This is a genomic window from Pseudomonas sp. B14(2022) (assembly GCF_012030485.1).
In the GTDB taxonomy this organism is placed as follows: domain Bacteria; phylum Pseudomonadota; class Gammaproteobacteria; order Pseudomonadales; family Pseudomonadaceae; genus Aquipseudomonas.
Map to the genome: position 1 here is coordinate 1 of NZ_JAAUVM010000029.1, position 14384 is coordinate 14384.

The 14384-nt window shown below is 61.8% G+C and carries 12 protein-coding genes; 2 read left to right on the plus strand and 10 right to left on the minus strand.

Annotated features, from left to right (window positions below):
• Positions 1 to 192 precede the first annotated feature (192 nt).
• The 5 genes from HCF10_RS27975 to HCF10_RS27995 all read right to left on the minus strand — a co-directional run bounded on the left by HCF10_RS27975 (position 193) and on the right by HCF10_RS27995 (position 7395).
• Complete coding sequence (locus HCF10_RS27975) at positions 193 to 1215, minus strand: putative 2-aminoethylphosphonate ABC transporter substrate-binding protein (RefSeq protein WP_167656829.1); 1023 nt, start codon at positions 1213 to 1215, stop codon at positions 193 to 195.
• A gap of 22 nt (positions 1216 to 1237) precedes the next feature.
• Positions 1238 to 2944: a putative 2-aminoethylphosphonate ABC transporter permease subunit gene (locus HCF10_RS27980; RefSeq protein ID WP_167656830.1), complete on the minus strand. Its 1707-nt coding sequence runs from the start codon at positions 2942 to 2944 to the stop codon at positions 1238 to 1240.
• A 1-nt stretch (position 2945) separates the two neighbouring features.
• Positions 2946 to 4010, minus strand: coding sequence for a putative 2-aminoethylphosphonate ABC transporter ATP-binding protein (locus HCF10_RS27985; protein WP_167656831.1), 1065 nt, complete (start codon positions 4008 to 4010; stop codon positions 2946 to 2948).
• Positions 4011 to 4256: 246 nt separating this feature from the next.
• Positions 4257 to 5120, minus strand: coding sequence for a LysR family transcriptional regulator (locus HCF10_RS27990; protein WP_167656832.1), 864 nt, complete (start codon positions 5118 to 5120; stop codon positions 4257 to 4259).
• Positions 5121 to 5136: 16 nt separating this feature from the next.
• Positions 5137 to 7395 (minus strand): heavy metal translocating P-type ATPase, encoded by a 2259-nt coding sequence (locus HCF10_RS27995; protein ID WP_167656833.1) that lies wholly within the window; start codon positions 7393 to 7395, stop codon positions 5137 to 5139.
• An 84-nt stretch (positions 7396 to 7479) separates the two neighbouring features.
• On the opposite strand from HCF10_RS27995, the gene cadR reads away from it, so the two are divergent.
• Entirely contained in the window at positions 7480 to 7920 is a 441-nt protein-coding gene (cadR, locus tag HCF10_RS28000) for a Cd(II)/Pb(II)-responsive transcriptional regulator (RefSeq protein ID WP_131697539.1), read from the plus strand.
• A gap of 55 nt (positions 7921 to 7975) precedes the next feature.
• Here the strand turns inward: cadR and HCF10_RS28005 are convergent, their stop codons facing one another.
• The 3 genes from HCF10_RS28005 to HCF10_RS28015 form a co-directional block, all read right to left on the minus strand.
• Positions 7976 to 8809 (minus strand): thymidylate synthase, encoded by an 834-nt coding sequence (locus HCF10_RS28005; protein ID WP_090401609.1) that lies wholly within the window; start codon positions 8807 to 8809, stop codon positions 7976 to 7978.
• Positions 8810 to 8861: 52 nt separating this feature from the next.
• Positions 8862 to 9674 (minus strand): prolipoprotein diacylglyceryl transferase, encoded by an 813-nt coding sequence (lgt, locus tag HCF10_RS28010; protein ID WP_090401608.1) that lies wholly within the window; start codon positions 9672 to 9674, stop codon positions 8862 to 8864.
• Between the two features lie 65 nt (positions 9675 to 9739).
• On the minus strand, positions 9740 to 10522 hold the full coding sequence (locus HCF10_RS28015; RefSeq protein WP_131697541.1) for a sulfite exporter TauE/SafE family protein: 783 nt from the start codon (positions 10520 to 10522) through the stop codon (positions 9740 to 9742).
• A 121-nt stretch (positions 10523 to 10643) separates the two neighbouring features.
• Between HCF10_RS28015 and HCF10_RS28020 the strand changes: the two genes are divergently transcribed.
• Entirely contained in the window at positions 10644 to 11390 is a 747-nt protein-coding gene (locus HCF10_RS28020; protein WP_131697542.1) for an NRDE family protein, read from the plus strand.
• Between the two features lie 118 nt (positions 11391 to 11508).
• Here the strand turns inward: HCF10_RS28020 and ptsP are convergent, their stop codons facing one another.
• Positions 11509 to 13788: a phosphoenolpyruvate--protein phosphotransferase gene (ptsP, locus tag HCF10_RS28025; protein WP_167656834.1), complete on the minus strand. Its 2280-nt coding sequence runs from the start codon at positions 13786 to 13788 to the stop codon at positions 11509 to 11511.
• Between the two features lie 22 nt (positions 13789 to 13810).
• Complete coding sequence (locus HCF10_RS28030; RefSeq protein ID WP_053128161.1) at positions 13811 to 14290, minus strand: RNA pyrophosphohydrolase; 480 nt, start codon at positions 14288 to 14290, stop codon at positions 13811 to 13813.
• Positions 14291 to 14384: the final 94 nt, after the last annotated feature.

Below are 14384 nucleotides of genomic sequence, written 5' to 3' on the forward strand. Positions count from 1 at the left end.
GGGGACTCTTGGTTCCAGGGCATGATCAGTTACCTCCTGATCATGCGTATTAGCCTGTAAACCATGTCCCCGGTTAGAAATGTAAACGATGTCCCCGGTTTGTACCGGGGCAAGCCCCCTCCCACAGGGGTACGCATTCCAAATGTGGGAGGGGGCTTGCTCCCGATGAGGCCAGTAGCCCTAACGAAAACCTTACTGCCCCGCCACCTTCTCCGACTTGCCGTCATAGCGCTTACGCCACTCGGTCAAAATGCTGTCGCGATTCTTCGACGCCCAGGCAAAGTCGTTCTTGATCAAACGCTGCTCGTAGTCGGCCGGCAATTCGGTCTGCGGCTTGGCGATCCCCGGCTGGGCGAGCACGGCGAAATTGTCCTTGTACAGGTCCATCGCCGCTGTACTGGCGGAAAAGTCGGCGAGCTTTCTGGCGGCGTCCGCATGGGCGGTGCCCTTGATCACGGCGGTGGCTTCGATGTCCCAGCCCAGGCCTTCCTTCGGCAGGATGATGTCCAGCGGTGCGCCCTGGCGCTTCAGCTGCACGGCCGGATACTCAAAGGAAATACCGATCGGGAACTCACCGGAAGCCGCCAGCTTGCAGGGCTTGGAGCCCGAATGTACGTATTGGCCGATGTTCTGGTGCAAGTCGTCCATGTACTGCCAGCCCTGCTTCTCGCCGAAGGTTTGCAGCCAGGCGCTCACATCCAGGAAGCCGGTGCCGGACGATGCCGGGTTGGGCATTACGATCTTGCCCTTGTACTCGGGCTTGGTCAGGTCTTGCCAGCTCACCGGCTTGGTCAGGCCCTGTTTCTCGGCTTCGACCGTATTGAAGCAAATGGTCGCGGCCCACACATCCATGCCGACCCAGGCCGGTGGGTTGGCGGCGTCACGGTAATGCTTGCCGATCTTGTCCAGGTCCTTAGGGGCGTAGTTGTCCAGCATGCCTTGCTGATCGAGGATCGCCAGGCTCGACGCGGCCAGGCCCCAGACCACGTCGGCTTGCGGGCGGTCTTTTTCGGCCAGCAACTTGGCGGTAATGATGCCGGTGGAGTCGCGCACCCATTTGATCTCGACGTCGGGGTTGGCCTGTTCGAAGGCTTTTTTGTAGGTCTTCAACTGCTCGGCTTCAAGGGCCGTGTACACGGTCAACTCGGTCTTGGCGAAAGCATTCAGGCTGAATGCAGTGAGTACGGCAGCGACCAGCGCCAGGGGCTTGAACATGGAGCACCTCCTTCAGGGATGTTTATTGGCCGGGCGCGGTCTGGCGCCAGGCTTGGGAGCGGCGCAGCGCGCCACGTGAAGCCCACGCCAGCAGCAGCGAAACGCCGGCCGAGGTGAACAGGATCAGGGTCGACATGGCCGCCGCGCCGCCCACATTGCCGGCGTCGTCCATGTTCAACACGGCGACGGCGGCGAGGATGGTGTCGGGGCTGTAGAGGAAGATCGCGGCGGAGACGGTGGTCATCGCCGACACAAACAGGTAGCGCACGATGTCCAGCAGCGCCGGCAGGCAGATCGGCACGGTGACTTTCAAGTAATGGCGATACAGCGGCGCCTTGAGCGACAGCGCAGCCGCTTCGAACTCGGCGTCCAGCTGGCGCAGCGCGGTGGTGGCGGTCATCTGTGCGGTGGTCAAATAGTGAGCAATGGTGCACACCACCAGCAGGGTCATGGTGCCGTAGAACACATGCAGCGGGTTGCCGCTCAGGTTGAAAAAGAACACGTAGCCCAGGCCCAGCACCAACCCCGGCACGGCCATCGGCACAAAGCTGAGCATGCGCAGCGCCAGGTTCAGGCCCTTCTGGCCCTTGGTCTTTTCCATCAGGTAGGCGCCGGTGAAGATCAATACGCTGCCGATCAATGCCGTGCACAACGCCAGGGTCAGGCTGTTGCGATAGGCCAGCCAGCCGCCGCCGGCCGTGTCTTCGAACTGGTAGTGGCTGAGCGACAGCGACAGGTTGTACGGCCAGAACTTCACCAGCGAGGAGTACACCGCCATGCCGAACACCAGCAGCAACACGGCACAAATCAGCAGCACGATGAGCAGATAGCAACCATCCCTTAAACGCGACGGCACCGGCCGGAAGACTTGGGCGCGGCCACTCATGCCATCGCCTTGGCGCCGACGCAACCAGGCATCGACGCCAAAGCTGAACAGCGCCGGCAGCAGCAGCACCATGCCGATCAACGCACCCCGACCAAACTGTTGCTGGCCGACCACCGCCTTGTAGGCTTCCAGCGCCAGCACTTGATAATCCCCACCGACCACCACGGGCACGCCGAAATCCGTGATGGTCAGGGTGAACACCAGGCAAAACGCCGCAAACACCGCCTGGCGCGTGGCCGGCCAGGTGATGCTGCGGAACGCCCGCGCAGGGCTGGCGCCCATGCTCGAGGCCGCGTCGAACAGACGCGCATCGGCCAGGGACAGCGCCGAGAGCAAAATCATCAGGGCATGGGGGAAGGTGTAGATCACTTCACCGAGCACAATGCCCCAGAAGCCGTAGATGTTGTCCGAGAGCAGCCCGCGCAGCATGCCCTGGTTACCGAACAGGTAGACCAGTGCAATCCCTGGCAGCATCGACGGTGCCATCAGCGGCAGCAGCGACAGGCCTCGCCAGAGGGCCTTGCCGGGAATCAACGTGCGTTGCAGAGCGTAGGCAAACAGGTAGGCCAGCGGTACGACAATGGCCGCTACGCTGAGGGAGACTTTCAGGCTATTGCCCAGCAGCCAGTGGAAGTTGGCGCTGGAGACCAACGCCCGTGCGGCGACCAGGCCACCGCCCTGCCCGGCTTCACTGCTGAAGCCACGCCAGAAGATCGCCAACAGTGGCAGCAATACGGCGATGCCCAGCAGCAACAGCCAGAGCAGTTTGCCGCCGACCACGAAAATACGGTCGCCGGTTTCGGCGCGGGACACCTGGCGCGGCAGCGTCATGACAGCGGCCATGTCAGGCAAACACCTGCAGGCTGCGCGGCGGCAAGGCGACCCAGATGTCCTGGGCGCCCAGGCGCGGCATGGCTTCCGGGGCCAGCTCGGCAAGCAGCGGATGGCCGGGCAGTTGCTCCAGCTCAAAGCTCATGCGGCAGCGGTTGCCGAGGAAGGTGATCTCGCGGACCTTGGCCGGGAACAGGTTTTCTTCATGCACCGGCGGGTTGACGCTGATGGCTTCCGGGCGGCAGAACAGCCGGCCGGACTTGGCCCCGCCGGCATCCTCGGCCAGGCGCATGCTCATCCCGCCGACCTGGGCATGGCTGGCACTGTTGCGGCTGAACGGCAGCCAATTGCCCTGGCCGACAAACTCCGCCACAAACGGCGTGGCCGGGCGGTCGTAGATTTCCTGGGGCGTAGCGTATTGCTCGACCTTGCCGTTGTTCATCACGGCAATGCGGTCGGCCATCAACATCGCTTCGTCCTGGTTGTGGGTGACCATCAGGGTGGTGATACCGAGGCGCCGTTGCAGCTGGCGCAGCTCGGTGCACAGATGTTCGCGCACGCGGGCATCGAGGGCCGACATCGGCTCATCCAGCAACAGCAACGACGGGGCCGGCGCCAGCGCACGGGCCAGGGCGACGCGCTGCTGCTGGCCGCCGGAGAGTTGGCCGGGGTACTTCTTTTCACTGCCGAGTAGCCCCACCAGTTCAAGCATCTGTCCGACACGCTGGCGCACTTCATCGCGACCGCTGCCGGTGAGGCCGTAGCCGATGTTCGCTTCGACGGTGAGATTGGGAAACAGCGCGTAGGACTGGAACAAAATGCCGTAGTCCCGAGCCTGGGGCGGCAGCCGGGAAACATCGCGATCACCCAGGTAAAGTTCGCCGCTGTCCTGGCGTTCCAGGCCGGCGATGCAGCGCAGCAACGTGGTCTTGCCGCAGCCGGAAGGGCCCAGCAGGCACACCAGCTCGCCGGCAGCTACGTCCAGGGACACATTGTCCAACGCAGTAAAAGCGCCGAAGCGTTTCTGGATACCGCGCACGTTCATCGGCGCGCCGGGTTGGGTCAGGGCTGTGTTCATGGTGGCACCTCATCAAACTGATGAAGGCCATGCTAGGCAGGCAATGCGTCCCTCTTGTGGCAGAAAGGCAAAACGCGGCGATAGTGGTATTCGTAGATTTGGGTAGGCCATTTAGAGACGGGTTGCCTGGTCTACCGCAATCGGGGGCAAGCCCCCTCCCACAGGTGACCGCATTTCCATGTTGGAACTCGGTCAAATGTGGGAGGGGGCTTGCTCCCGATTGGTCCCCAAAGCCACTACAAGGCTTTAGATCGGCGACATTTCCTGCGCCAACCCCAAAAACGCCGCCGGCAGGCGAGCGCCTTTTCTTTCCTTGAGGCAGTACAGGTACTCCGGAATCTGCGGCGCATTCTCGATGGTCAGCACCCGCAATTGTGGGTCATGGGGCACTTCCTGGCGGGCGATGATGCTGATGCCGATATTGCGCAGCACCGCTTCGCGGATCGATTCACGGCTGCCGATTTCCAGCAGTGGCCCGTAATTCACGCCCGCACCTTGCAGCATCTCTTCCGTAAGCCGTCGCGTGGTTGAGCCCGCTTCACGCATCAACAACGTATGCCCGGCCAACGCACTGAGCGGTACATGGTCGAGCTTGGCCAGTGGGTGATTGCGGTGCACCGCCAACACCAGGGGATCGGTGCCCAATACGCGGCGGATCAGGCGCGGGTCTTCGAGCAACTGCGAGGACGCGGCGACATCGACGCGGTAATCGTCCAGTGCTTCGAGCACCTGCTGGGAGTTGCCGATTTCCACCGACACTTCCACGTGCGGCAGGCGTTCGCGAAAGGCTTTGACCAGGTCGAGGATGTAGTACGGCGCCGTCGCGGCGATTCTCAGCGCCCCCTGGACCTGGCCGCTGTTACGCAGGAAAAACTCGATGTCCGCTTCCTGCTGCAGCAACGTCTTGACCATCGGCAGCAGGCGCGCGCCCTCGTCGCTGACGGTGAGGCGGCGCCCGCCACGGTAGAACAGCTCAACGCCGTACTGGCTTTCCAGGTTGCGAATCTGGGTGGTGACCGTGGGCTGGCTCAGGCCGAGTTTTTTCGCCGCCTGGGTGATGCTGCCCAGGCGGGCAACCATAAAAAACGCCTTCAGCTCGGCACTCAGCACACCACCCTCTCATCCTCTATTTGCGCAACAGGCGCAGGCCATTGAACACCACCAGCAGGGCCACGCCCATGTCGGCGAACACCGCCATCCACATGGTAGCCATGCCCAGGAACGTGACCACCAGGAAGATCGCCTTGATCACCAGCGCCAGGGTGATGTTCTGCTTGAGGATACTCGACGTTTGCCGCGACAAACGAATGAATGCCGGAATCTTGCGCAAATCATCGTCCATCAAGGCGACGTCGGCAGTTTCGATGGCGGTGTCGGTACCTGCTGCAGCCATCGCAAAGCCAATCTCGGCGCGCGCCAGGGCCGGGGCGTCGTTGATGCCGTCGCCGACCATGCCAACCCGGTAGCCTTGGCCGTAGAGGGTTTCGATGGCGTGCAGTTTGTCGGTGGGCAACAGGTCGCCCTGAGCCTGGTCGATGCCGACCTGAGCGGCAATCGCCTGGGCGGTGTGGGTGTTGTCGCCGGTGAGCATCAGGGTCTTGATGCCCAGCTCATGCAATTGCTGGATGGCTTCGCGGCTGCTGTCCTTGACCGTGTCGGCCACCGCGAACAGGGCCAGCGGGCCGGACGTGTCGAGCAACAGCACCACGGACTTGCCTTGTTTCTCCAGGGCAAACAGTTTTTCCTCCAGCTCCGGCGAGCATAAGCCCAGGTCTTCCACGAGGCGGTGGTTGCCCAAGTGGTAGGTCTGGCCATTGATATCGCCGCGCACGCCGCGACCGGCCAGGGCTTCGAAGTTATCCACAACGTGCACAGGCAGGTTTTTATCCACAGCCGCGTTGGCGATTGCCAGGGACACCGGGTGGTCGGAACGCCCGGCCAAACTGGCAGCCAGGGCCGGGGCGCTGTCTTCGACAGTGGGGAACAGCGCAAGGTAATCGGTTTGCACCGGCTTGCCGTGGGTGATAGTGCCGGTCTTGTCCAGCGCCAGGTAGTCCAGCTTGTATCCGCCCTCCAGGTACACGCCGCCCTTGATCAGGATGCCTTTGCGCGCCGCAGCCGCCAGGCCGCTGACGATGGTCACCGGGGTGGAAATCACCAAAGCGCAAGGGCACGCCACCACCAGCAGCACCAGGGCGCGGTAGATCCAGTCGAACCAGGCGCCAGCCATGAACAGCGGTGGGATTACGGCCACGCCCAGGGCGAACAGGAACACGGCCGGGGTGTAGATTTTCGAGAAGCTATCGACAAAACGCTGGGTAGGTGCCCGTGCGCCCTGAGCCTGTTCCACCGCATGGATGATGCGGGCCAGGGTGGAGTTGTTGGCGGCCGCCGTGACCTTGTACTCCAGGGAACCGGCCTGGTTGATGGTGCCGGCGAAGACTTTATCGCCCACGGTCTTTTCAATCGGCAGGCTTTCACCGGTGATCGGCGCCTGGTCGATGGTGGATTGGCCGGCGGTGACTTCACCGTCCAGACCAATGCGCTCGCCAGGTTTTACCCGCACGATTGCGCCCAGTTCAATGCTTTTGACCTCCGTTTCAATCCAGCGGCCATCAGCCTGCTGAACCGTGGCCTGTTCCGGTGTCATCTGCATCAAGCCACTGATGGCATTGCGCGCACGGTCCAGGGACTTGGCTTCTATCAACTCGGCCACGGTGAACAGGAACATCACCATCGCCGCTTCCGGCCACTGGCCAATCAGGATCGCGCCGGTGACCGCGATACTCATCAGCGCGTTGATGTTCAGGTTGAGGTTTTTCAGGGCGATCCAGCCCTTCTTGTAGGTGGTGAGGCCACCGCTGAGGATCGACACCAGTGCCACGATGGCGATGACCCAGGTCGGCGCGGCGTTGGTGAAGTGCAGTATTTCTGCGCCCAACGCCCCCACACCGGACAACGCCAACGGCCACCAATGCTTCTTGGCAGGCGGCTCGGCGGCCGGGGTACCCTCCACGATCGGGTCGGCCTGCATGCCCAGGGACTTGATCGCATCGATGATCGGCGCGGTGCTCGGCAGATCATGGGTGACGCCGAGGATGCGGTTGATCAGGTTGAATTCCAGCTGCTGCACACCGGCCAGCTTGCCCAGTTTGTTCTGGATCAGCGTCTGCTCGGTGGGGCAGTCCATGGCTTCGATGCGGAAGGTGCTCAGGCGCGAACCGGCGGTAGGCGCCTCGCTCAACTGCACCAGTGCAGGCGCGGGCGTGCCGGAACAGCACGAACCGCCATGACCGTGGTCATGCACAGGCGTGAGTTTCTTCGGGCCATGATCGTGGTCGTGGTCATGGTCGTGCTTATGCGGGGTGTGAATGGAATCGCTCATCAGGTCGCGTCCGTAAGGTGCCTGTTGCCAAGTAAAGACCCTGTAGCCACTATAGGGTCAAGCACCCATTTGGAGATTGCTGCGATGAAGATCGGCGAACTGGCCAAACTGACCGACTGCCCGGTGGAAACCATCCGTTATTACGAGAAAGAAGGCCTGCTGCCACCCCCGGCACGCACCGAGGCCAACTACCGCGTGTATACCCAGGCGCACACCGAGCGGCTGATCTTCATCCGCAACTGCCGCAGCCTCGACATGACCCTGGAAGAAATCCGCAGTTTGCTCGGCTTACGGGACAGCCCCCAGGACCAGTGCGAAAATGTGAATGCCTTGATTGATGAGCATATCCACCATGTGAAAGCGCGGATTGATGGGCTGTTGGCGTTGCAGGAGCAGTTGCTGGACCTGCGTCAACGCTGTGGCGGCGGGGACCACTGTGGGATTTTGCAGCAGCTGGAGGTCAGCGGAGGTGTTGCCGCCAGCGAGGCCGAGCCTTCACATGTGGGCAGAAGCCACGGCCATTAAACAGGCCAAATGTGGGAGGGGGCTTGTCCCCTTCCACACTGGACACCGTCAGACTCTAGATGGCGACATCGGCCTTGATGCTTGGATCAGCGTCATAGCCCACGATTTCAAAGTCTTCGAACTTGTAATCGTAGATCGACGCAGGCTTACGCTTGATCACCAGTTCCGGCAGCTTCTTCGGCGTGCGCGCCAGCTGGGTCTGGATCTGTTCCATGTGGTTGCTGTAGGCGTGGGTGTCGCCGGTGGTGACGATGATCTCGTGGGGGATCAAGTCGCATTGCTGGGCCAGCATGTGGGTCAGCAGCGCCAGGGCGGCGGTGTTGTACGGCAGGCCGAGGAACACGTCGGAACTGCGGATGTACAACTGCATCGACAGATGGCCGTCATGCACGAACGCCTGGTACAGCAGGTGGCACGGTGGCAGGGCTTGTTTGCCGTTGCGCGCGTTTTCCTGCGGGCTCTTGGTTTCGTCCGGCAGGTACTCGACGTTCCAGCCGTGGAACAGGATGCGACGGCTGTTGGGGTTGGTCTTGAGCGTGTGCACCATGTAGTCGATCTGGTTGATCGTGCCGCCGTCCTTGGTCGGCCAGGCGGTCCACTGCTCGCCGTACACCGGGCCCAGGTCACCTTCTTCGGTGGCCCATTCGTCCCAGATTTTCACGCCGTTTTCATTCAGCCACTTGATGTTGGTGTTGCCGCTCAACATCCAGATCAGCTCGTTGGCGATGCTTTTGAAGTGAAGCTTCTTGGTGGTCAGCAACGGGAAGCCGTCGGCCAAGTTATGCCGATACTGACGGGCGAACACGGCCTTGGTGCCGGTGCCGGTGCGATCGCCCTTGGTCAATCCATTGGTCACGACGTCGTTCAGTAGTTCGAGATATTGCTTCATGTCATTACCTGTATCGTTGAAGCCGGGACCTCGCAGGCCCCGGAATTCGAATTTAAAGCGCGGTGTTCTTCAGCGGTTGCGGGCGGTTGTACGCCCACCACAGCAAGCCCAGGCCGACCAGGATCATCGGAATGCTGAGCACTTGCCCCATGGTCAGCCAGCCCCACGCCAGGTAGCCCAGTTGGGCATCCGGCACGCGCACGAATTCGACGATGAAACGGAAGATCCCGTAGAACAGAGCAAACATGCCGGAAACGGCCATGGTCGGGCGCGGTTTGCGCGAGAAGAGGTACAGGATAAGGAACAGTGCCACCCCTTCCAACGCGAACTGGTAGAGCTGCGACGGATGGCGAGGCAGTTGCGCCGGGTCGCTGAACGGCGGGAACACCATGGCCCACGGCACGTCGGTCGGCTTGCCCCACAACTCGGCGTTGATGAAGTTACCGATGCGCCCGGCCCCCAGGCCGATCGGCACCAGGGGCGCGACGAAGTCCATCAGTTGGAAGAACGACTTGCCGTTACGACGGCCGAACCACCAGGCGGCGATCATCACGCCGATAAAGCCACCGTGGAATGCCATGCCGCCTTTCCACACTTCAAAGATCAGCGTCGGGTTGGCGATGTAGGCAGAGAGATCGTAAAACAGCACATACCCCAGTCGCCCGCCGACAATAACGCCCATCGACAACCAGAACACCATGTCGGAGAGCTTCTCCTTGGTCCAGGTCGGGTCGAAACGGTTCAGGCGCCGGGAGGCCAGCAGCCATGCACCGCCGATGCCGATCAGGTACATCAACCCGTACCAGTGGATTTTCAGCGGACCGATGGCCAGGGCCACCGGGTCGATCTGCGGGTAAGGCAGCATTGCGACTCCTCGTTAAATCATTCGTTATGGCGACCGGACCATGCCCGGGCGCGATTAAGCCTGCGTTACAGCAAAAAATTCAAACCGACACAAAACAGCAAGCCGGCGAACAACCGCTTGAGCAAGCGCGGCGACAACCGGTGCGCCAGGCGTGCGCCGAAACGGGCAAACACCATGCTGGTCAGGGCAATGCCCAGCAGCGCCGGCAAATACACGAACCCTAGACTATGAGCGGGCAACAGCGGGTCATGCCAGCCCAGAATCATGAAACTTAATGCACCGGCCAGGGCAATCGGCAGGCCACAGGCGGACGAGGTGGCCACCGCCTGTTGCATCGGCACGCTGCGCCAGGTCAGAAACGGCACGGTCAGCGAGCCGCCGCCGATGCCGAAAATCGCCGAAGCCCAGCCGATCACGGTACCGGCCAGGGTCAGGCCAAGCTTGCCCGGCACCGTGCGGCTGGCCTTGGGTTTGACCTCCAGGGCCAGTTGCACGGCGATGATCAGGGCGAATACGCCGATGATCTTCTGCAAGTTGGGGCCGGAAATCGCTTCGGCGGTCAGCGCACCAAAACCGGCGCCGAGCAGGATACCCACGGTCATCCATACAAAGATCGGCCAACGCACCGCGCCACGTCGGTGGTGCTCACGCACGGCATTGACCGAGGTAAAGATGATTGTTGCCAGGGACGTGCCCACGGCCAGGTGGGTCAGCACCTGCGGGTCGAAGCCCTGCAAGGTGAAGCTGAACACCAGCACCGGCACAATGATGATCCCGCCGCCCACGCCAAACAGCCCGGCGAGCACACCCGCACATGCGCCCAGCAGCAAATACAGCAGAAATTCCATGGGAGCCCCCAAACCAAGTCCGGCATGTTAACGGATGGAAGGCATGCGACCCAACTGGATACGATGGAACGCTGCTGCCTGTGTGGGTAGAGTGGCTAAAAACACAAAAGGGAATCGCCTGATGTGCCTGATTGTTTTTGCCTGGCGGCCGGGCCATGCCCAGCCACTGATCGTCGCGGCCAACCGTGATGAGTTCTACGCCCGCCCCAGCCTGCCGCTGGCCCAGTGGCCGGATGCGCCCGAAGTCTACGCCGGCCGCGACCAGGAAGCCGGCGGCACCTGGCTGGGAGTTAATGCCGATGGGCGGTTTGCCGCCCTGACCAACATCCGTGATCCTCACCAGCCGCCTGCACGCAAGTCCCGCGGTGAACTGGTGGCGCGGTTTCTCAGTGGTTCGCTACCGATTGACGAATATTTGGCCGACGTTAACGGCCGTTCGATTGAATATGCCGGATTTAACCTGCTGGTGGGGACGCGGGAGGCTTTGTGGCATTACAACGCCAATCACACCGAGCCGACGCAGTTGAAAGCCGGCGTGTATGGGTTATCCAATGCAGGGCTGGATACACCTTGGCCGAAACTGCTTAAGGCCAAAGCCGCGCTGAGTGAGTTGCTGAACGATCCCCAGCCCGAAGCGCTACTGGAGATTCTGAGCGATCCGCAGATTGCACCGTTTGCCGAGCTGCCGGATACCGGCGTGGGGTTGGCGACCGAGAGCCTGCTGTCGAGTGTGTTTATCGCCAGCCCGAGTTATGGGACACGGGCGAGCACGGCGTTGATTGTGAATGCCGATGGCACGCGGCGGATGGTGGAGCGAAGCTTTGGACCGCATGGTGGGCGGTTGGGCGAGGTAGACATCAACCTGTAGGAGCGAGGGTGACGCCTAGTTCTTGCTCGCGAAAAACCTGAGAACGCCGCGGGGAATCAGGCACCCCGCGTTATCGTTGACGTTCTTCGCGAGCAAGAACCAGGCGTCACCCTCGCTCCTACAAGGTTTTGGCGGAAGCCGGATTGATCATCCGCGTCAGCCCCAGGTTCTTCAGCGCCAATTGCAGCGAGCTGTGGATAACCTGCGGGTTGTCGATGGTCATCAACTCCGCCAGCAGATCCTTGGCCATGCTCAGCTCAACCTGGCGCAGCATCCACTTCACCTTCGGCAGGTTGGTGGCGTTCATCGACAGGCTGTCAAAGCCCATCGCCATCAACAGCACCGCCGCCGCCGGGTCGCCGGCCATCTCACCGCAGATGCTCACCGACTTGCCTTCGGCATGGGCGTCGCGCACCACGTGTTGCAGGGCTTGCAGCACCGCCGGGTGCAGGTAGTCGTAGAGGTCGGCCACCCGTGGGTTGTTACGGTCCACGGCCAGCAGGTACTGGGTCAGGTCGTTGGAGCCCACCGACAGGAAGTCCACCTGCCGCGCCAGCTCCTTGGCCTGGTACACCGCCGCCGGGATTTCGATCATCACGCCAATCGGCGGCATCGGCACGTCGGCGCCTTCGTCGCGCACTTCGCCCCAGGCGCGGTGGATCAGGTGCAAGGCTTCTTCCAGCTCATGGGTGCCGGAGATCATCGGCAGCAGGATACGCAGGTTGTTCAGGCCTTCGCTGGCCTTGAGCATGGCACGAGTCTGCACCAGGAAGATTTCAGGGTGGTCGAGGGTGACGCGAATACCGCGCCAGCCGAGGAAGGGGTTGTCTTCCTTGATCGGGAAATACGACAGTGACTTGTCGCCGCCGATGTCCAGGCTGCGCATGGTCACCGGCAACGGGTGGAAGGCGGACAGTTGCTCGCGATAAATCGCCAGCTGCTCCTTCTCACTCGGGAAACGCTGGTTGATCATGAACGGCACTTCGGTGCGGTACAGCCCCACCCCTTCGGCGCCGCGCTGTTGCGCGCGGGCCACATCGGCCAGCAGGCCGGTGTTGACCAGCAGCGGTACGCGGTGGCCGTCGAGGGTCACGCACGGCAATTCGCGTAACGAATCGAGCCCGAGCGCCAGTTGCTTCTCTTCTTCCACCACCTCTGCGTATTGCTTGCGCAGGACTTCGCTGGGGTTGGTAAACACCTCGCCGCGATGCCCATCGACGATCATGTCGATGCCATCGACCTTGGAATACGGCAGGTCGACCAGGCCCATCACCGTCGGAATGCCCATGGCCCGGGCCAGAATCGCGACGTGGGAGTTACCCGACCCCAGGACCGAGACCAGGCCCACCAATTTGCCTTCGGGCACTTCGCCGAGCATGGTGGCGGTCAGTTCTTCACTGATCAGGATGGTGTTGTCAGGGTAGACCAGGTTGGTAGTGCGGTCTTCCTGCAGGTAGGCCAGCAGACGGCGACCGAGGTCACGCACATCCGAGGCCCGCTCGCGCAGGTAGGCGTCGTCCATCAATTCGAAACGGTTGACGTGATCAGTGACCACCTGGCGCAGCGCACCCTGGGCCCACTGGCCGGTCTTAATCACGGTCTTGACTTCGTTCCCGAGGGACGCGTCGTCGAGCATCATCTGGTACACATCGAACAGCGCGCGCTCTTCAGGGCGCAACTGGGTAGCCAGCTTGGTCGACAGGTTGCGCATGTCGGCGCGCACGCCTTCCAGGGCCGTCTTGAACAGTTTGATTTCAGCGTCGATGTCGTCGACGTGCTTGTCCGGCACCACATCGAGGTCGGCCGGCGGCAACATGACCACAGCAGTACCGACCGCCGCACCCGGCGAACCCGGCACGCCGACGAACTTGGCTTCCTGGATACCCTTGCCCTGGCCCCCCAGGCCGCGAATCGAGCCAGTGGCTTCGGCGTGGGCAATAACCCCGGCGAGCTGCGCGCTCATGGTCACGAGGAAGGCTTCTTCACCTTCGTCGAACTGGCGACGCTCTTTTTGCTGGATGACCAACACGCCGACGACGCGGCGGTGGTGAATGATCGGTGCGCCGAGGAACGAGGCGTAACGCTCTTCGCCGGTTTCGGCAAAGTAGCGATAACGCGGGTGATCGGCCGCGTTTTCGAGGTTCAGGGGTTCTTCACGCGTCCCTACCAAGCCCACCAGACCTTCATTGGGCGCCATGCTGACCTTGCCGATGGAGCGCTTGTTCAAGCCCTCGGTGGCCATCAGCACAAAACGGTTGGTCTCTGGGTCCAGCAGGTAAACCGAGCAGACCTGGCTGCCCATGGCTTCCTTGACGCGCAACACAATAATCCCCAACGCCGCCTTGAGATCCTTGGCGGAGTTAACTTCCTGGACGATCTTGCGCAGCGTATTGAGCATGGCTCGGGGTCGAACTCCGTCGTCAGTCGCGCGATAAAAGGCGCGGGGCAAGCTCTTTGAGAGCGCGACGATAAACCTCGCGCTTGAATGTCACCACCTGGCCCAACGGGTACCAATAGCTGACCCAGCGCCAGCCATCGAACTCCGGTTTACCGGTCAAATCCATCCGCACCCGCTGCTCGTTGGAGATCAGGCGCAGGAGAAACCATTTCTGCTTCTGGCCGATGCACAGCGGTTGGCTGTGGGTACGCACCAGGCGTTGCGGCAAACGATAGCGCAACCAGCCCCGGGTACAGGCCAGAATTTGCACATCTTCGCGCTCAAGGCCTACTTCTTCATTCAACTCACGGTACAAGGCGTCTTCAGGGGTTTCATCGGGGTTGATCCCGCCTTGAGGAAACTGCCAGGCATCTTGGTTGATTCGGCGAGCCCATAGCACCTGTCCGGCATCATTCGTAAGAATAATCCCGACATTAGGACGGAAACCATCGGGGTCGATCACGGCAACAACCTCGCAAACGCATGTCGCCGCATTGTTCCACAAAGGTTGTTCCAGCGGCAACGAGGCTTCTTACCTTATGTGCACTCTTGTGAAA

Bases quoted from the DNA above. Each gene is read 5' to 3' on its own strand.
- ptsP (WP_167656834.1), bottom strand. From the start codon at position 13,788: ATGCTCAATACGCTGCGCAAGATCGTCCAGGAAGTTAACTCCGCCAAG.
- HCF10_RS28015 (WP_131697541.1), bottom strand. From the start codon at position 10,522: ATGGAATTTCTGCTGTATTTGCTGCTGGGCGCATGTGCGGGTGTGCTC.
- HCF10_RS27980 (WP_167656830.1), bottom strand. From the start codon at position 2,944: ATGGCCGCTGTCATGACGCTGCCGCGCCAGGTGTCCCGCGCCGAAACC.
- cadR (WP_131697539.1), top strand. From the start codon at position 7,480: ATGAAGATCGGCGAACTGGCCAAACTGACCGACTGCCCGGTGGAAACC.
- HCF10_RS28020 (WP_131697542.1), top strand. From the start codon at position 10,644: ATGTGCCTGATTGTTTTTGCCTGGCGGCCGGGCCATGCCCAGCCACTG.
- HCF10_RS27975 (WP_167656829.1), bottom strand. From the start codon at position 1,215: ATGTTCAAGCCCCTGGCGCTGGTCGCTGCCGTACTCACTGCATTCAGC.
- lgt (WP_090401608.1), bottom strand. From the start codon at position 9,674: ATGCTGCCTTACCCGCAGATCGACCCGGTGGCCCTGGCCATCGGTCCG.
- HCF10_RS28005 (WP_090401609.1), bottom strand. From the start codon at position 8,809: ATGAAGCAATATCTCGAACTACTGAACGACGTCGTGACCAATGGATTG.
- HCF10_RS27985 (WP_167656831.1), bottom strand. From the start codon at position 4,010: ATGAACACAGCCCTGACCCAACCCGGCGCGCCGATGAACGTGCGCGGT.
- HCF10_RS27995 (WP_167656833.1), bottom strand. From the start codon at position 7,395: ATGAGCGATTCCATTCACACCCCGCATAAGCACGACCATGACCACGAC.